At 64.4% G+C, this 17841-nt stretch carries 13 protein-coding genes and 2 pseudogenes; 8 read left to right on the forward strand and 7 right to left on the reverse strand.

Translation table 11 applies throughout. The annotated features are described in order from the left end of the window. Positions 1-410: 410 nt before the first annotated feature. Positions 411-2414 (reverse strand): type III secretion system effector XopF1, encoded by a 2004-nt coding sequence (gene xopF1, locus XpruCFBP8353_RS00815; protein WP_243391024.1) that lies wholly within the window; start codon positions 2412-2414, stop codon positions 411-413. After that, positions 2411-2857, reverse strand: coding sequence for an Hpa3 family type III secretion system protein (gene hap3, locus XpruCFBP8353_RS00825; protein ID WP_101361506.1), 447 nt, complete (start codon positions 2855-2857; stop codon positions 2411-2413). Before hap3 ends, xopF1 begins: the two co-directional genes overlap by 4 nt. A gap of 691 nt (positions 2858-3548) precedes the next feature. On the opposite strand from hap3, the gene xopN reads away from it, so the two are divergent. After that, positions 3549-5750: a type III secretion system effector XopN gene (gene xopN / locus XpruCFBP8353_RS00830; protein WP_101361507.1), complete on the forward strand. Its 2202-nt coding sequence runs from the start codon at positions 3549-3551 to the stop codon at positions 5748-5750. 82 nt (positions 5751-5832) lie between these two features. Here the strand turns inward: xopN and XpruCFBP8353_RS23895 are convergent. Continuing rightward, positions 5833-6032: pseudogene (locus XpruCFBP8353_RS23895) on the reverse strand (DUF1328 domain-containing protein); the annotation flags it as partial. A 456-nt stretch (positions 6033-6488) separates the two neighbouring features. Here XpruCFBP8353_RS23895 and XpruCFBP8353_RS00840 point away from each other — a divergent pair. Continuing rightward, a pseudogene (locus tag XpruCFBP8353_RS00840) lies at positions 6489-6730 on the forward strand (DUF378 domain-containing protein). Between the two features lie 33 nt (positions 6731-6763). Continuing rightward, positions 6764-7774, forward strand: coding sequence for a peptidylprolyl isomerase (locus XpruCFBP8353_RS00845; RefSeq protein WP_101361508.1), 1011 nt, complete (start codon positions 6764-6766; stop codon positions 7772-7774). Between the two features lie 55 nt (positions 7775-7829). On the opposite strand, the gene XpruCFBP8353_RS00850 is transcribed toward XpruCFBP8353_RS00845, so the two are convergent. Further along, positions 7830-8717 (reverse strand): DMT family transporter, encoded by an 888-nt coding sequence (locus XpruCFBP8353_RS00850; protein ID WP_101361509.1) that lies wholly within the window; start codon positions 8715-8717, stop codon positions 7830-7832. Positions 8718-8884: 167 nt separating this feature from the next. On the opposite strand from XpruCFBP8353_RS00850, the gene XpruCFBP8353_RS00855 reads away from it, so the two are divergent. The 4 genes from XpruCFBP8353_RS00855 to XpruCFBP8353_RS00870 all read left to right on the forward strand — a co-directional run bounded on the left by XpruCFBP8353_RS00855 (position 8885) and on the right by XpruCFBP8353_RS00870 (position 12309). Then, entirely contained in the window at positions 8885-9820 is a 936-nt protein-coding gene (locus XpruCFBP8353_RS00855) for a LysR substrate-binding domain-containing protein (protein ID WP_101361510.1), read from the forward strand. A gap of 335 nt (positions 9821-10155) precedes the next feature. Next, positions 10156-10470 (forward strand): metalloregulator ArsR/SmtB family transcription factor, encoded by a 315-nt coding sequence (locus tag XpruCFBP8353_RS00860; protein WP_024939743.1) that lies wholly within the window; start codon positions 10156-10158, stop codon positions 10468-10470. A 24-nt stretch (positions 10471-10494) separates the two neighbouring features. Beyond that, a complete protein-coding gene (locus tag XpruCFBP8353_RS00865) occupies positions 10495-11934 on the forward strand; it encodes a DUF2867 domain-containing protein (RefSeq protein WP_407071297.1) in 1440 nt (479 codons plus the stop codon). An 81-nt stretch (positions 11935-12015) separates the two neighbouring features. Next, positions 12016-12309, forward strand: a complete 294-nt coding sequence (locus tag XpruCFBP8353_RS00870; RefSeq protein ID WP_101361512.1) for a hypothetical protein — start codon at positions 12016-12018, stop codon at positions 12307-12309. A gap of 165 nt (positions 12310-12474) precedes the next feature. Here the strand turns inward: XpruCFBP8353_RS00870 and XpruCFBP8353_RS00875 are convergent, their stop codons facing one another. Both XpruCFBP8353_RS00875 and XpruCFBP8353_RS00880 read right to left on the reverse strand, forming a co-directional pair. Further along, on the reverse strand, positions 12475-13281 hold the full coding sequence (locus XpruCFBP8353_RS00875; protein WP_101361513.1) for a DUF4349 domain-containing protein: 807 nt from the start codon (positions 13279-13281) through the stop codon (positions 12475-12477). Then, on the reverse strand, positions 13278-13634 hold the full coding sequence (locus tag XpruCFBP8353_RS00880; protein ID WP_101361514.1) for a GFA family protein: 357 nt from the start codon (positions 13632-13634) through the stop codon (positions 13278-13280). The genes XpruCFBP8353_RS00875 and XpruCFBP8353_RS00880 overlap by 4 nt, the downstream gene beginning before the upstream one ends. A gap of 234 nt (positions 13635-13868) precedes the next feature. Here XpruCFBP8353_RS00880 and XpruCFBP8353_RS00885 point away from each other — a divergent pair, with 234 nt between their 5' ends. Further along, complete coding sequence (locus XpruCFBP8353_RS00885) at positions 13869-15674, forward strand: DUF885 domain-containing protein (RefSeq protein ID WP_101361515.1); 1806 nt, start codon at positions 13869-13871, stop codon at positions 15672-15674. A gap of 304 nt (positions 15675-15978) precedes the next feature. Here the strand turns inward: XpruCFBP8353_RS00885 and XpruCFBP8353_RS00890 are convergent, their stop codons facing one another. Continuing rightward, a complete protein-coding gene (locus tag XpruCFBP8353_RS00890; RefSeq protein WP_101361516.1) occupies positions 15979-17811 on the reverse strand; it encodes an ABC transporter ATP-binding protein in 1833 nt (610 codons plus the stop codon). Positions 17812-17841: the final 30 nt, after the last annotated feature.

Below are 17841 nucleotides of genomic sequence, written 5' to 3' on the forward strand. Positions count from 1 at the left end.
GCAGCGCCATCTGATACGGCGATGCATGCATCGGCTGTTCCCGCCGCTCACGTAACGGATGATCGATGCCAGAGCAAAGAAACACCTACCAGCCCCCATGGACTAGGTGTCTATTGACGCAGCAGGAATCGCGCAGCACCTTTGCTACGGGCGCAGCGACAGCAGATGCGCCCGGCAGCCGAAGGCGTGATGGCCGGTTGCAGGAGGTGTCGCGCAGGGCGCGCCGGCTTCGCATAAGGCAACAGGTGGCAGTCGTTGGGAACCCGTTGCCCGATAGAGACAAGCCTTGCATGCTGGCTTGCGGATAACGCCGAGCTGACGCAAGCGCTACGGGCCTCAGCCTAGCTGCAACTCATAGCGCTTGCATTCAGTTGTCGTCCTGATCATGCGCGCCCGCGTGTGGGCGACGCTCAAGATCTACCCTGTTGCCACTGCTGCAGCGCCTCCTTCTGACGCAAAGCCGCGCCAAGCGCGTGCAATTGCGCAGACAATTCTGCGATCACCGCGCGGCCTTCGCTTTCCCCCCCCACGGGGAGATCAGCCAGTCGACCAAGCGCATCGTCGATGGTCGCAATCGAGACCGCTTGCGCAGCCACCTGGCCTCTTAACTGCTGCAACGCATTGCGCAATCGGTCGACATTCGGGCTGAGCGGCATAGGCACGCCTGTGCCTTCCTCCATGGCGCGCGCCACCTCACCCTGGGCTAATGGCGAAAGCAAGCCGAGCGCTGTGTCCAAGGGCTCGGCGAGCGCCTGCAAGGTGCGTGAAATCGTTCTATCCTGCTCGGCAGCCGCAATGGCGCGCTCCTGATCCAATCGCGTGGCCTGAGTGGTATTTGTGCCATTCTTGGCTTTCAGCGCATTCCAAACCACATCGTTGAAGAACATCTGCGCTCCTTGCTGCAACACCCATGCTGGAGAATTGTCGGCCTCTCCGGGCAAGCTGCCGCCCCCATACCCTCCTCTCAGCGGGGAAGCGATCAATCTGGTGGCCCCCAACGATGCCATGTTGGCCAACACATTGCCGACCATATGGCGTCCCAGCACATCGCGCAGCGCCGTCGTTGCCGCGTTCGCCGTGCTGAACGCCTGTCTAGCCAGCGCCATCGCTTCCTGACCCGTCTGCAACAGATAGCTGGGAAAATGCACCGCATCGGACCACTTGGCAGGAGGTCGTGTCTTGTCCGGCAATGCAAGAGCGAACAGATTCAAGCGCTGATGCCCGCCGAGCAAATCGGGAACCATCATCTGGCCAGTGCGCCCCATTGCCTTGCCTGTGTCCAGCAACGCCTTATGCAGAGCGCCTGCACCACCAACCGCCAGCCCGGCCAGGCCAACTTCGGCAACCGCCGTACGGGTGGCGGGGTCCCCTGAGGTGCGCCGCGCGGCGTTAAAGCCGCCGCTGATGATCGGCCTGAGCAGCATGGTGTCCAGCGCCGTATCATCCAGTACGGACTGATGCTGAGCGATTCCTGCCCGACGGTCATAGGCCTGTGCCGTGAGCTCGGCACGGGTCGGCGTACCGTTTTCTCCAGGACGCACGAAGCGCTTGTCTCCCTCAGGGGTGACGTCCAATAGGACCGGCGGCGGGTCTGGCACCAGGATCTTGGGATCGATCGCCTGGAAACGCGGCAGATTGGCGACGCGCGCACGCCTGTCCATCGATGGAATCAACAGCGTGTCGCAGGCATGCGATCCCATTCCCGAGATCACCCCAGCCAAGGTCGCCGTACTCAAGGGCTCGGAAGCGGGCGGGCGGCTGCTCTGGTAGGCAGTGGCCGCAGAAATGCCGAGCGGCGTCCGCAACGCGCCAACGAAAAACGATCTGAGACTTTCATAGGCAATGGGCAGCGACGCTTTCCTGCCGACCGCTTGCATATCCCCGGCAACTTCGTAGGCGGCGTCCGGACCGAACGCTTCAATACGCTCCTGCAAACGGGCATCCGCCCATTGCAAGTATTCCGCCTGCAATGCGAGCTGCTCGTCCGACGACTCTGCAAACGAGCGACCCTTCAGACCTTCACGCAGTTGCGCCTTCAGGCGTTCGCAAGCGGCGACACAGCGCTCCACGTAAGCCCCCTGCGTCGCCGAAGAAGAAGCCGCCTGCTGGTTGCCTGGATGCCGCCCAGCGCGATGCTGGCTCTCCGCGCGCTCAGATGCAGCGCGGGAGGATTCGCCCGCCTCCGGACGCCACTGACTGGTCTTGGCGGGGGATAATTCGCCCGACGGCAGCGTGGTGGTCTTGCCTGCACGCGCGCGCAAGCGCGGGCTTGGCGCCGTCAGCCCCTTTAGCATGGTTGAACGCGGCGTCTGCGCCTCTGGCACGAACGGTTCGCTTGCGTGCGCTGCATCGGGATTTCCGGACGATCCACTTGGGATGGACGGTGGAGCGCTGTTCTGGCGTTGGAGCTTCATACAACGGCCTCCCTCGCGTTGCCCGCCTGCGTCACCAGCGCATCCAACACGACGCGTGCGACGATCTGTCCCCGCTCAAGAGTGGCTGCCACGTCTTCGGGCGTCTGCGCGAGCAACAATGGGCAGATGCACAGCAGGCCCAGATTGGACATCGTCAGCCGCCACCCGTACTCGGTCAGAAGTTGCTCCTGCAACGCAAGCAGTGTGACGACCTCGTCGCCACCGAGTTCGCGTGCAGCCAACGGCAGGATGACTTCCGGAAATCCCGACACGCCATCGTCCTGGGGCTGCACATGCACGCGACACAGCATGCCCGCAGGCCCGAGAACGGTCTCGCCTTCACGCAGGCGCTGCACCAGTGCATCGGTCAGGCCCAGGCGAATACCAAGACCGGAAAAGAACGAAGTCACCATGGAATCAACATTGATCTGATCGGCTGTCATTTGAGATATCTCACAATAAAAGTGCGAACTTCATCGCGGGGCTCTGCCCATGCAGTGTCACTGTCAGCGCCCAATCACCGGGAAAAAAGCGCGAATCACCGGCGCAACGCACGAAGCGCAAAAGCCTCATGGAAATCGTTCGATCCGCACGCTTGCCTGTTTACTCAAGTCAGCTATCAAGGCTGGGGTGGCCACAGATTGTTCGGCATCTCAGGGCGCACCCGTCGCCAATGACCATCGCCCAGCGCGCAGTCCGCTGCGGCATTCCTGACGCGCAGCATCACTGGTATGCACCCACAACGACCTGCTCGCCATGGACGCGCATTTTTGGAGGTTGCTGACGAGACAGAGACCGGCCGGCTGCCGAACGCCAGTGCATTTGAAAAGACTGCCCTCTGTCACGCTCCACATCGATTACGTACAAAGCGCCGTTTCGGAACCTGATTTGGTTCGCGTACGGCGATAGAAAATCTGCTGTACAGACAGGGGGCATACGGGTCTGGTAGTTCAATTTTCGCGCAGTGCATTCACCACTTCGCCTCCATCAATACCGGCAGGCTCAGGATTGCACCAGGAACTTCGCCAAGGGAGGGAGGTTCCACGGCATCTGCGATGCAATCCCATGCGATGCGCACCAATCGTCTGGTACGCAAGCACTCTATCTGCCGTATACACGTCAGGAGATGTCCCGATGAAGTCATCCGCATCCGTCGATCCGGCCAGCCGCAGTGCGGGGACGCACTTGCCTGAGATCCAGGAAACACAGCTCGCCATTGCCTCCACCTCTGCGGCGGTCACACACCAATCCGCGCCGGATCCCGCACTCAGCACACTTGGGCGTGCGCCCGTCAGACGCAGTAGCACAACCACGCTCGGGGCGCTCCTAGCCAGGGACGAGCAAGACGCCCAGGCCATCGTCCCGCAACCGGCAACCTCATCGAATGCAACGAAGGCGACGCTGGCACGGCTTCGTCGGCAGTTGGCCTCGGACAATGCCCGCACAATCGCACCGGATTTGGCGGCCGATCTGATCAGCAGGCTCAGGCCGATGCAATCGCCTGGTCCCGCGAGTGCGCAGGCACGCGCGGCCACGCATGCGGACCTGGTCAGCCGCATCACCGAACACGATGTGATCGATTGGTACAAGGCGCAGGGGCTGAACGAAAACGAAGTGGCCACCCTGCGGCGCACCGCGCTGCTCTCCGGCATGCCCAACCCCAGCGGCAGCTTCCTCACCAATGCCATGCAATACATCGTCTCGCCGTGGATCAACTATGCGACACGCCAACCCTGGGCCGGCGCTGGGTTCGGCCTGGCGACCATGCTGGTCGCCGCACCTGTGAATGCCGGCCAGCAATCGGCGGTTGTCAGCCTGTGCGAGTCGATTCGCGAACACGGCGCTCACGTCATCGTGCCGGACAAGAAGCAGATCAATGACAAGCACTGGCTCCCCGAACTGGCACACGCCCTCAAGGAAAAGATCGAAACGTTCGCCAAAGCCTGCGACATGTTTCGCGAGATTCAGAGTGATCCACATTCCCCACGTGACGCACGCGCGGCGGCAGCCGACGTCTTGCTGGCAGCAGAGAAGGAGCTGCACCAGGCCCAGCATGATTTCGTCATGACCCAGGGCGCGCACGATCGCCAGTGGCAGGGCAACCGCTGGCAGGCCATTCCACGCATCTTGCGTTCGCCGGTTGCCAGCACGCTGGGGCTGCTCAGCAAGACAGGCGCGATGCGTGCGCTGTCGCCGACGGCGCAGACAGTTGGCGCGATGTTGATGACGGCTGCGCAACATGTGGCCGCCGGCTTCGACGAGCAAGCCAAGCAGGAAGCCAACAACAAGCTCAACCTTTTGTACGCCGATGTACTGACCGACGCAGGCAAGCAGAAGCTGGCCAGCGGCGCGGTGGTCAGCGGAGAGGACATCAAGACCGACAAACTACGCAGCCTGATCCAGTCGCCCACCCAAGCGCTGGTCAAGCGCGTCACCGCCGGGGTCGCCGAGTTGGAGAAGCTGCTGGCGGATGCAGCGACAGCAGAGGATGCGCAGCAAGGCGCAATGACGGCAGACGACCGCGACATCGAGGCCGGCGACGCCAGCAAGGCGATGCAGGAACTGCGCTTGCTGCGCAACGACCTCGAGGCATTGCGTGAAGGCAGGCTCGACGAAATCGACCCGAACGGCACCGCATCCAAGCTGCTTGTCGGTGCCGAAAAATCCGTGCTGTCGCAGCAGTTGTTCAACGATATCGCCAAGAAGTACAACTACCTCGAATTCACCGCGCAAACCGCACAGCGCATCGGCCAGATGTTCCATCTGGTCTTTTTGGGCAGCGCCGCATCTTCGGTGATCAGCAAACTCGTTTCGGCCTCCCAGGGAGGGACCCGCAATGTTCCGATCGGGCAAAGCCTGGCGGTCTCGGCCATATCCGGGGGCATGGCCGCCGTTGGCGCCCTGAACCAGCACACCGCCATCACCATCAAGAACAACCGTCGCGAGGGAAGCACCGACATCGGGCTGTGGGAGCAGGTAAGCCGTGGAATCATGGGCGCCATGCATGAAACGCTCTCCCAGCGCCGTGCGACCAAGGCCAGCAAGGCCATTAACGCGTTGTTGGAGGGCAATGATGTTGAAGCGCTGCTAGCAGCGGCAAGAGCGTCGTCTGTGCAGGAGGCAGGCACCTCTTCCAGCCAGCCACAGGATGCGCCATCGACATCCAGGGCGGCACGACCGCGCCGGGAACATGCTTCGGCTCCGAGTAGCCCGAACCGATCGAGGCTGGGACAGACCAACAACGAGATAACGCGGTCCAAGAGTGCTAGGGACTTGGGGATGGAACTCCATGAGTTCGCCCGCATGGCCGGCAAACACTCCAAGGACTTGGTGTGAGGTGATCATCCGGCATGTTGCAGGGCGTTGCCTCCCTGCAACATGCCGGATGACGTGCCCCGAGCGGGGACGAAGCCATTGATCAGCAAGCCCAAACCACACGCACTGCCGACATGCACACAGCGTGGTCCCGATGCGGGCTGTGTTCCAAAGATGCCGAGATGGTGGGGTCGCCCGACCGTTCGTCGCAGCGCAGGTGCGCACCTTACCGCTGTGTGTGAAGGCCGTTCGACGATATGCTTCACCAAGCCTCGCAGTCGATGGATGCGATAGCCAATTCAGACCGGTCGGAGTGTCGCTCACGCTGTTTCGCTCGCCGGAACGATGTCGGAAGCGTGCAAAGCCAGCCGCACCGGACGCGGCCATGTCCGTTGCCGATATCGATGACGAGGGTGTGCTGCTTCCTCGGCGGCCGCGCTGGCGGGAGGATGCCGAACGGACTCAGTGCCGGATCAGGGGCAGCATCAGGCGGAAGATGCACGTCGTTGCACCGTTCGCCTGGACGGTGAACGAAGCGATATCGCACCTATCTAACGTCGGATCGCCGCAGGTCTGCCAAGGCATCGATCATCGGCAATCGCGCAGCTGGCGACCGCTGCCTGGATGCGCAGGCACTGCACGCATGGCAGGCGGATGTGAGCGAATGCGTGCAAAGTGGGCCGCCGGCGGGCGACGCTCACGGCCTGCTCGCCGGGGCATGCGGAGTCTGGGGTTTGCCAACCCACATGGAATGCTTTCATGAAAGCAATCAACGTCATTGCCCTGGTGCTTTTCATCGTCGGTGGATTGAACTGGGGGCTGGTCGGCCTGTTCCAGTTCGATCTTGTCGCCGCACTGTTCGGCGGGCAGGACGCGCTGCTGTCGCGTGTATTTACACGCTGGTGGGCATCTTGGCGCTGTGGCAGCTGGTGCCGCTGTTCCGCAACAACCATGGTGTTGCCGAGCATCACACCAGCCCGCACGTGCGCAACACCCCGTAAGCACCCGCTTACGGCAAGTCTTCGCATCTCGACATGACGCCTGCGCAAGTCGTCGGCGTCATGCTGTCCACCACGCATGCTTTGCGTCCAGGCGCGCGGTCGGCAAGAATCGCAGACACCTCCCTGCTGGTTGCCTTCATGCTCCTGCGCACTGTTGCTTCCGCCTGCCTGCTCGCCCTGCTGTTACCCGCAGCCGCCAACGCAGCCTACCGTAGCCCGCAACAGATTCTCGACAGCGCGCCGGCCAGTGCGTGGCGCGTGCTCGACCCGGAGCGCACGCTGTACCTGGAACTGGATGCCGGGCGGGTGATCATCGAGCTAGCGCCGCAATTTGCACCAGAGCACGTCGGCAACATCCGCACGCTGGCGCATGAGCGGTTCTGGGACGGGCTGAGCATCTATCGCTCGCAGGACAATTTCGTGGTGCAGTTCGGCGACCCCGATGGCGAGACGCCGGCCAAGGCCAAATCGCTTGGCTCGGCCAAGACGCATCTGCCGGCCGAATTCGAACGCGCATCGCAGGGCCTGGATTTCCAACGCCTGCCCGATAGCGACGGCTGGGCGCCGCAGGTGGGCTTTGTCGACGGCTTCCCGGTCGGCCGCGACACGGCCACCGGCAAGACCTGGCTGGCGCATTGCTACGGCACCCTGGGCGCAGGCCGCAACAACGACGAAGACAGCAGCATCGGCGCCGAACTGTATGTGGTCACCGGGCAATCGCCGCGCCAGTTGGATCGCAACATCACCGTGGTCGGGCGCGTGGTCAAAGGCATGGAATTGCTCAGCGTGACGCCACGCGGTCCCGACCCGATGGGCTTTTACGAAGATCCCGCGCAACGCGCACCGATCCGCGCGATTCGGCTGGCCAGCGAAGTGCCTGCGCCCGAGCGCACGCCGCTGCAATTGCTGCGCACCGACAGCCAGACCTTCCGCGATGTGGTCGAGGCGCGCCGCAACCGCAAGGACGATTTCTACAAGCGCCCGGCCGGGCATATCGATCTATGCAATGTGCCGCTGCCGGTGCGCACCCCGCCAGCGGGCTGAATTGAAATCGGGGATTGGGGATTCGGAATTGGGGATTCGTAAAAGCGCGCGCAACTTAGCGCGCGCGCTGGCTGAAGGCGACACTGCCGAGAATCAACACGGCAGCCACTAGCATGGTCCAGGTCAGCGGCTCGCCCAGCAGCGACCACGCCAGCAGCGCGCCGAACACTGGCACCAGATAGGTCACCGTGGACGCACGCGCCGGGCCGATGCGCTGGATCAGCCGGTAATACATCAAAAACGCCAGCCCGGTGCACACCACACCCAGCGCGGTGGCGCAGGCCCACGCCACCGCCGGTACCGGCGTCGTCGGCCACTGCCACCAGGCCAACGGTGCCAACAGCACTGCGCTGCAGCCCAGTGTGGATGCCGCCGATGCGGCGGGCGGCAAATCGCCCATGTGGCGCTTCACCAAGTTGTAGCCGATGCCGTACAGCAGCGAGGCGGTGGCGCCTGCCAATGCCGCCGGGCCCACGCTCAAGCCGGCCGATTTGCCGGTCGCCAGCACCAGCACGCCGATAAACCCCACCAGCAAGGCCAACGCACGACGCGTGCCGATACGTTCGCCGAAAAACAGAAATGCGATCAGGGCGGTGAACAACACCGTCATCGCATTGCAGATCGCCCCCACTGCCGCCGGCGCGTGTTGCGCGCCCCAAGCGAACAGCAGGAACGGCAACGCCGAGTTGAGTACGCCGATCGCCGCCAACATCGGCCAGCGATGCAACGGGAAACGATCGCGTGCCAGCCACAGGAATGGCAGCAGCACCAACGCACCCAGCGCCAGGCGAATTTCCACCAGCACCACGGTGCCGAACTTCGGCGCGGCCACGCGCATGAACAAGAAGGAGCAGCCCCACACAATGCCAAGAAAACCAAGCTCAAGCGGCGTGCGCCATTCGCGTGTTGCCAGCGCAGGCTGCACCGACGATTGCGCGCTCATGGCCGTTCTCCCGCACCGTGCTGTGCGATGAAACGGCAGACCACAGCAGCGGACAGGCAAAGGGACATGGCACGATCATCGCGACGGGATGATGCAGCATCGGCTGCTACCACGGGCGCGACAAGCGCGTAGTATCGGGGCGAGCCACAAATCTCACTCATGCCTCGATGAACCTGCGCCCTACCCTGTTACCTGCGCTGGGCGTGTTCGCCGCCGCTGCGCGCCACCAGAATTTCGCGCATGCCGCCGAAGAACTGCATCTCACCGCCAGCGCGGTCAGCCACCATGTGCGCAAGCTCGAAGCGCTATTGGGCGCGACCTTGTTTCAGCGGCTGCCGCGTGGGGTCAAGCTCACCGCCGAAGGCCGCCAGCTGGCCGATGCCGCCACCACCGCGCTCGCCGACATTGCTGCGGTCGCCGGCAACCTGCACCCGCGCGAAGACGCCATCCCGCTGCGCGTGACCACGCTGCGCTCGCTGTCGTACTGCTGGCTGTTGCCACGGCTGCCGCGTTTTTGCCGCGCTTACCCGCACATCCGTATGGATCTGCAATCGGACGCGGCCTTTTCGCGTTTCGAAGAAGGCGGCCCGGACCTGGGCATTCGCTACGGACAGGGTGCGTGGCCTGGATTGACCTCGCATCACCTGATGGACGATGAATTATTCCCCGTGGCCTCGCCGTCGTTGCCGGAAGTGGCTGCACTGCGCACGCCGGCGCAGATCGCGCAATTGCCGCTGCTAACCGACATGTCTCCGCAGGGTTGGCGCGACTGGTTCCGCGCGGCCCAGGTGCGCGGCACCCACCTGCCGCCGATGCACACCTTCAACGACAGCACCGACGCAATGCGCGCTGCCGTGTACGGCCTGGGCGCGGTGCTGGCGCGCAACCACATCGCGCAACCCTACCTGCAACGCTACGAACTGGTGCGCCTGCCTGGCCCCACGCTCAAGGCGCGTTATGCGTACTACATCGTGCACCCCAGCCACCGCGCGCTCAGTCCAGCGGCGGCGTTCTTCATCGACTGGCTCAAGCGCGAAGCGCTGGACGAGCGTACCCCGATGCCCGCCTTGCCGGCAGAGCTGCGGGCGCTGCCTGCGGCCTGAGGCGGCGGGTTGATGAATCACTGCGATCCTGCTTGCCGGGCGCTGCATGCCTGGATGACTTGAGCGCGGTACATGAGCCGGTGCTGCCGGACTGATCTGGCATGCCTGAGCTGCGGGCCGCCGACCGCAGAAATCTTCAGCACCCACCGGCTGCGACCTGCCCCGCTGGCGGATCCCGCGCGCGCCAGACGCCTGGCATCCCCCATCACGGCAACGCTGGCGACAGGCGCCCACCGCGCCAGACCACCGCCGGGCGGCGCTGCCCCGGAAAAACGCTTGACATCGGCCGCCATACAATCAATTAATTAGCTAATTCGTTAATTACTTAAGCCCTTATGTCCATCGACCGCATCTTCGAAGCCCTCGCCTCCCAGCCCCGCCGCAAGATGCTGGCGTGCCTGGCTGACCAGGAACTCACCGCCGGCCAGATCGGGCAGCTGTTCGAAATGAGCGCGCCGGCCATCTCGCGGCATCTGTCGGTGCTGGAAAGCGCCGGGCTGGTGTCCAGCGAACGGCGCGGCCAGTTCGTGGTCTACCGGCTCACCCCGGACAACATGGTCAACACGCTCAGCAGCTTTGCCTTCGAAGTCTGCCCGGCCTCTGCGCCACTCAAGCGCAAGGCGCGTGCCTTGACCAAGAAGACCTCCTGACCCTCCTCCGGCCGCAAAGGACTCATGCCGATGTTCAACACGCCCCAGCAATGCCCTGCCGACGCACAGGCAGGTTTTCCGTCAGTCCGTCTGGAGTCCTACAGCGGCGGTCTGCCGGTGGAGGTCACGCTGATCGCACAGCTGGGCGTGGGCGCAGGCAACCCGTTGATCGAACAGGCCTGCCGCCGCCAGCGCGCGCATCCCAGTTTTCACGATGCGCTGGACGAGCCCTCGGCACGCCTGGCCGGCACCGACTTCGCGCACGGCGAATCGACTGCGTTGTTCTCGTTTGCGGTGGGCGCCAACGGCCACCCATTCCATCGCCACGCCGGCCATCGCATGTTCACCGCCATCACCGGCAGCAGCGGCGCGCAACTGCGCTTCTGCACCGCCTCGATGGAGCAGATCGAACAGGATCCGCAGCACTTTCTGGCGGCGTTGCGGCATATCGATCTACCGGCCGATTGCCTATTCACCGTGCGCTTTGGCGGCGGCACCTGGCATCAGTTCGCACCGCTGAAGGCGCAAGCCGCACACCCGGCGTTTTTCGCACTGTCCTGCCACAGCGATGAGGCCGGCGGCGCGTTGAGCGATGCGGTGCGCGCACGCGTGCTGTCCGGCACCGCCGATATCGCCACGCTCACCGAAACGCTGCCCGAGGCGGTGATCGGGTTACTGGCCTCGGCGCAGGCGCGCGTGCTGCAGATCCCCACCGTGCGCCTGTCGCTGGCCGCATCGCCAGGCAGCAGCAGGTTTGCATGGTGCGGCCGGCTGCGCTCGCTCAGCGGCAGGCTGCGCCAGGCAGCGAGCCGACTGCGTCGGCCGATGGGGTTTGTTGCGCTGGCACCGCAGCTGGCGCAGGTCAGCGTGCATGCCGAGCCCAAGCCCGGCTCGCTGCTGACCCGGCACCTGCAAGGCTTCGATCATCAGGACAGCGTGCGTCTGCGCCTGCAGCCGCATCAGTTGCGTCAACGCGGTGCGCACACCTTGATGGCGTTGCTGCTGGAGGGGTTCACAGAGCGCGCGCCGCGCGGGGTGACCTGGTTGATGCGGCTGCGCAATGCGCTGGTGGCGCCGCTGCAGTTGCGGACCTCTCCGCTGGGCTGCCCGGTGTCTTCGTTGCTGTCGGCACAGCGCGACTGCCTGTTCGCAGGGCGATTCCCGGTACTTGCGCAGGACAACGCGCCACTGGATCGACGCGTGCAGGTGTTGCTGGGCGCCGACGACCGCCACCTGGTCTTCCGTAGCAGCGTGGGCGTGGAAGTTCTGGAGGATGGCAGCGTGGAGCTCAGCCTGGAGACGCGGGTGGCCTGCCGCAACAGGTTTGGCCGCGTGTACATGGCCCTGGTGGACGGCGTGCACCATCGCTACATCGCACCGGCGCTGCTGCGCACTGCCGCTCAGGCCCTGCTGGTGCCGGTGCTGGGTACCACCGCAACACAGGCCACCGCGCGGCGCTCGTGAGCGGCAAGCGCACGTAGCCATCACCCGATCTTGCCTGACGGCTGCCTAGGCTTTGGGTCCCCAATCCAAGGAAGCTCTCCCATGCCGACTCTTCGCATGCGTATCACCGGCACCGACGACGACGCGCGCGCCATCGCGAACCTGTTGCAGAGCATCGACGGCATCGAGCACGTCGAAGAGGTGGACGACCTGATGCCGCATCTGGACGACGACGATTCCAGCTCGGCCGGCCTGTCCGACGACGAAGGTCCGGGCAGCCACGAGTTCGAAGTGGAAGCCGGCAACGAGGCGACCGCGCAGAAGGTGCGCGACGCCGTACAGGAACTGGCATTGCAGCTGGATGTGTTTGTCGAATACGAGTTCGACGAAGGCTGAGCCTGCGTTGGGCGCGACTGCAGCATCGATCGATGCCTGACGTCTTCCACGTCGGATCGCATGCATGCTGCGCCCTGCACGACGCGGCAAGCGCGGCTTTCAAGCGCGCACGCTGCCGGCCACGGCACCTGGCTGGTGCGGCAATGCCGCCCAGCCGCATGCAGGTCAGGAGGTCCTGCGTCGCCGCGAGCGCCAGCGCCACGCCTGCAACAGCAACCAGCCGGCGATCGCCGCCACCAGCGCCACTGGCAGCAGTGCCGCGACCGCGCGGATCACGAAGGCCACGCTGGAAGAAAACACCTGCCCGAACTCGGCAGTGGCCTGCGCGATCTCGCTTCTGCCCTGTTCCCCGCCCGTACTGCGGAAGTTGAGCGTCAGTAACTGGGTGCGGACACGGCGTTGCTGTTGCGCGGACTCCTGCTGGGTCTGCTGCGCCTGGACTTCGATCTCGGCCAGACGCTTGGACAATGCAAGCAGATCGCTCACCGCCAGATCGCGGCGCTGCTGCAACTCCAGCAGACGCGCGTGCTCCTTTTGAAGACGTGCCTGGGCCAGGCCGGTATCGGCAATCTGCTGGGCCAGATCCTCGGCGCGCGTGCTGCGTGCCGCAACCTCTCCGTGCTGGCCGGCCAGTTGCACCAATGGCTCGACGCCATCGGGCACCGTGCGCACGCGAACGCTGCCGCTGGGCTCGCGTCCGCCATCCTGTTCCACCGCCAACAGCGCGCAAGTGCCGAACTGCGCGCTCTGGCAGGCAGCGCGCACGGCCGCGATGCGCTGGCCGATCTGATCGGCAGGCAACTCGATCCGCACGTCGTGTTCGTACGCCAGGGCGTCGCCTTGTGCGGCTGGCGGCGCGGGCGGCGCCGGGGCGCCGCCATCTGCGGCCATCTCACCCTGAGGCCGCGCACACCCGCACAGGGCCCAGCCGAGCAGCAGCGCGATGCCGGGCCAGCGCATGCCGCGCCTCATAAGCTGGCTCCGTCGACCTGTTGCACGTTCAAGGTGGCCAGATCCAGCGCGGTCAGGCAGCGTACGTTGACCGCCAAGCTGGCTTCGCCGGTCTTGGGGTTGGCCCCCTCGCTGAAGGGCGCAATGCCGCACTGCGGGCAATGATGATGATCGATATGGTGGCGATTGAAGCGATAGGTGCCGACCGCGTCCGGGTCCGCCTGCAGGCGCAGCTGGGTACGCGTGCCGAACCAGAGCAGGCCCCCACGACGGCGGCACAGCGAGCAGTTGCAGTCGTAGACCTCGGTGATCGGGGCATCGGTCTCCAGCTCGAAGGCGATGCGTCCGCAATGACAGCTACCGGCATACAACATGGTGTTCCTCCTTGGAATGCGCCACCTCGCTGTGGCGTGCAACAGGCATACGGTGGCGGCACGACGGCGAGCCAGGCGCCAGCCAGGCCCATGCCGCAGACCGGCCGATTCAGCATGCCGGCCGCACCCGCTTGGCGCGCGACGCACCGAGTCGACCGCCACTCTAAACCAATGGCGGATGCGGACAACCGCGCAGTTGCCTATGCTGGCCGATTGACTCCACCAGGATCCCTCATGCGTCAACGCCTGCTTGTGCTCGCCCTGCTCACTGGCCTCAGTGCCTGCCAGCAACAGCCCGAATCGCCGCGTGCCGATACAGCCGCGACACCCACTCAGCAGGCCCAGACCCCGGATGCGCGCTTTGCTGCGTTGTCCAAACAGGCGCTGGACACCTGGATGCAGCTATCACCAGTCACCGCCACCCAGACCGGCGACCACCGCTTCGATGCGCAGATCGACGACCTGAGCGCGAGCGGCCGCCAGCGCAGCCTGGATGCAGGCAAGAAGCTGCTGGCCACACTGGATGCGATCGACGTGGCCAAGCTGTCGCGCGAGAACCAGGTGGATGCGGCGATTCTGCGCAATCAGCTGCAGTCGGAAATCTGGAATGCTGAAGTCCTGCAAAGCTGGGCCTGGGACCCGCAGGTCTACAACGGCCTGGCCGGCAGCGCGTTGTACGGCCTGATGGCGCGCGAGTTCGCGCCGCTGCCCGAGCGGCTGGCGTCGGCCACCCAGCGCATGGAAAAGATCCCGAGCATCTTCGCCCAGGCGCGCGAGAACCTGGACCCGGCGCGGGTGCCGAAGATCCACGCCGAAACGGTGGCCAAGCAGAACAAAGGCATCCTGAGCATCGTCGATAGCTTCATCGCGCCCAACATCGGCCAGCTGGGCCCGATCGACGCGGCGCGCGCGCAGGCGGCCATCGACAACCTGCGCAAGGCCGTGGCCGAGCAGCAGACCTGGCTGGACACCGTGCTGGTGCCCAATGCCAAGGGCGACTTCCGCGTCGGTGCGGACAAGTACGACCAGAAGCTGAAATTCGCGCTGCTGTCGTCGCTGTCGCGCGCCGACATCAAACAGCGGGCGGAGTCCGAACTCAAACGCGTGCGCAGCCAGATGTACGACATCGCGCGGACCGTGCTCAAGGACAGGCCGGGTGCGCCGAAGCTGCCGGCCTCACCCAACGACGACCAGCAGCAGGCCGCGATCGAAGCGGCATTGGAACTGGCCTATGCCGACAAGCCAGCGCGCGACAAGGTGGTCGACGCTGCCAAGGCAGCGCTGGCGCAATCGACCGAATTCGTGCGCCAGAAGGATTTGATGACGCTGCCGGATTCGCCGGTGGACATCATCCTGATGCCTGAATTCCAGCGTGGCGTGGCGGTGGCGTATTGCGATTCGCCCGGCCCGCTCGACAAGAATCTCAAGACCTTCTACGCGGTGTCGCCGATCCCCGACGACTGGAACGACAAGCAGGTGGATTCGTTCCTGCGCGAATACAACACCCGCATGATCCAGCTGCTCAGCATTCATGAGGGCACGCCAGGCCATTACCTGGAAGGCTGGCATTCGGCCAAGTTCCCCTCCACGCTGCGCGCGGTGCTGCGCTCGGGCATGTTCGCCGAAGGCTGGGCGGTGTACACCGAGCGCATGATGCAGGAGCAGGGCTATCTGGAGAACGACCCGCTGTTCCATCTGGTGCAGTTGAAGTTCTACCTGCGCACCATCGCCAATGCCATTCTCGACCAGGGCGTGCACGTGGACGGCTGGGATCGCGACAAGGCGATGCACCTGATGACCCACGACACCTTCCAGCAGGAAAGCGAGGCCTCCGGCAAATGGGTGCGTGCACAGCTGTCGTCCGCGCAGCTGCCGACCTACTTCGTCGGCGTGCAGGAACATCTGGATACGCGCAAGGCGGTGCAGGACAAGCTGGGCAAGGACTTCAACCTGAAGGCCTACCACGACAAGATGCTGTCCTATGGCGCGCCGCCGGTGCGCTTCGCGCGCGAGCTGATGCTGGACCAGCCGATCGAGTGATTGATCCGTCTCGCGCACGCGCAAGACAATCTCCTGCAAAGCTCCTGCCAAGCTTCCGCGGATTCGATCCATCCCCCCTTCTCCCGCATGCGGGAGAAGGTGCCCCGTAGGGGCGGATGAAGGTACGGGCGAAGCCTCGTATGGCCGACCAGCGACTGGCTTCGCCCCCTACCCTCACCCCAACCCCTCTCCCGCACGCGGGAGAGGGGCTAGATCTCGACGTTGCTACGCCCGCCTGCGACCTCTCGTCTCTCGCATCGCACACTCAAGCACTCAAGCACTCAAGCACTCAAGCACCCTTCCCTCATCCATCCGCCGCAACAAACCCACCGGTCTGCCGCATCCATAGGCGTGCGTACAAGCCGCCATGCGCGATCAGTTCCGCATGCGTGCCTGTCTCGACGATGCGCCCGCCGTCCATCACCACCAATCGATCCATCCGCGCGATGGTGGAAAGACGGTGCGCAATTGCGATCACGGTCTTGTTGCCCATCAATGCGTCCAGGCTGTCCTGGATGGCCGCCTCCACTTCCGAATCCAGCGCCGACGTTGCTTCGTCCAAAATCAGGATCGGCGCGTCTTTCAGCAGCACCCGCGCAATCGCGATGCGTTGGCGTTGACCGCCGGAGAGTTTGACGCCGCGCTCGCCCACATGCGCATCGAACCCGCTGCGGCCTTCGCCGTCGATCAACGTGTCGATGAAACTGTCGGCGCGCGCCTTGCGCACGGCGTCGAGAATCTGCGCCTGGCTGGCTTGCGGCCGGCCGTAGAGCACGTTGTCGCGGATCGAACGATGCAATAACGAGGTGTCCTGCGTCACCAGGCCGATCTGCCCACGCAGGCTTTCCTGCGTGACTGTCGCGATGTCCTGCCCGTCGATGAGGATGCGGCCCTGCTCCAGGTCGTACAGCCGCAGCAACACGTTGACCAAGGTGGATTTACCGGCGCCGGAGGGCCCGACCAGACCGATCTTCTCGCCGGCGCGCACCTGCAGATCCAGCCCCGCAATCACGCCGCCGCGTTTGCCGTAGTGGAAATGGATGTGCTCGAACTGCACCTGGCCCTGCGTCACCTGCAGCGGCACCGCATCCGGTGCGTCCTGCACCTGCACCGGTTGCGAGATGGTCTGCATGCCGTCCTGCACGGTGCCGATATCTTCGAAGATGCCGTTGACCGTCCACATGATCCAGCCGGACATGTTGTGGATGCGGATCACCAGACCGGTGGCCAGCGTGATCGCGCCCACGCTGATCTGCCCGCGGCTCCACAACCACAGCGCCAGCGCGCAGGTACCCACGATCAAAAACCCGTTCGCCACCGCGATGGCAGTGTCCATCGCGGTGGTCACCCGGGTCTGACCGCGATGCTTCACCGCCAGTTCGTCGATCGCGTCGCGTACATAGGCTTGTTCGCGGCCGGCATGGGCGAACAGCTTGAGCGTGGAGATATTGGTATAGCCATCGACGATGCGCCCGGTCGCCTTGGAGCGGGCATCCGATGCAATCCATGCACGCGCCTTCATGCGCGGCACGAAGAACGCCATCAGTGCGACGTAGACCACCAGCCAGATCAGCAGCGGCGCCATCAGCCAGGGATCGGCCTGCGCGAACAACCACAGTGCGCTGCCGGTGTAGACCACGATGTACCAGAGCGCATCCACCATCTGCACGGCCGATTCGCGCAGCGAGGTGCCGGTCTGCATCACCCGGTTGGCGATGCGCCCGGCAAAATCGTTGTTGAAAAAGCCCAGGCTCTGGCGCACCACGTAGTTGTGCATCAGCCAGCGCGAACGGTTGCTCAGGCCTGGCACGATCGCCTGATTGACCAGCAGATTGTGCAGCCCAGTCAAAAACGGCCGCGCGACCAGCGTGATCACCGCCATCCAGATCAGTTCGCCTGCATGGCGGTGGAAGAAGTCCGGCCCCGGTTTGTCGGACAGCATGTCGACAATACGGCCGAGGAAGTCGAACATCGCCACTTCCACCAGCGCCAGCAGCAGCCCGGCGATCAACGTGGCCAGCAGGATTGGCCACAACGGCCGCAGATAATGCAGATAAAAGCGCCACACGCTGCGTGGCGGCATCTCCCGCTCGATGGGCGGGAAAATATCGATCAGGGACTCGAACCAGCGGAACATTGCGCAAACTTCGGAAAAACCGGGGGCTCA

It is taken from the genome of Xanthomonas prunicola, assembly GCF_002846205.1.
Taxonomy (GTDB): domain Bacteria; phylum Pseudomonadota; class Gammaproteobacteria; order Xanthomonadales; family Xanthomonadaceae; genus Xanthomonas; species Xanthomonas prunicola.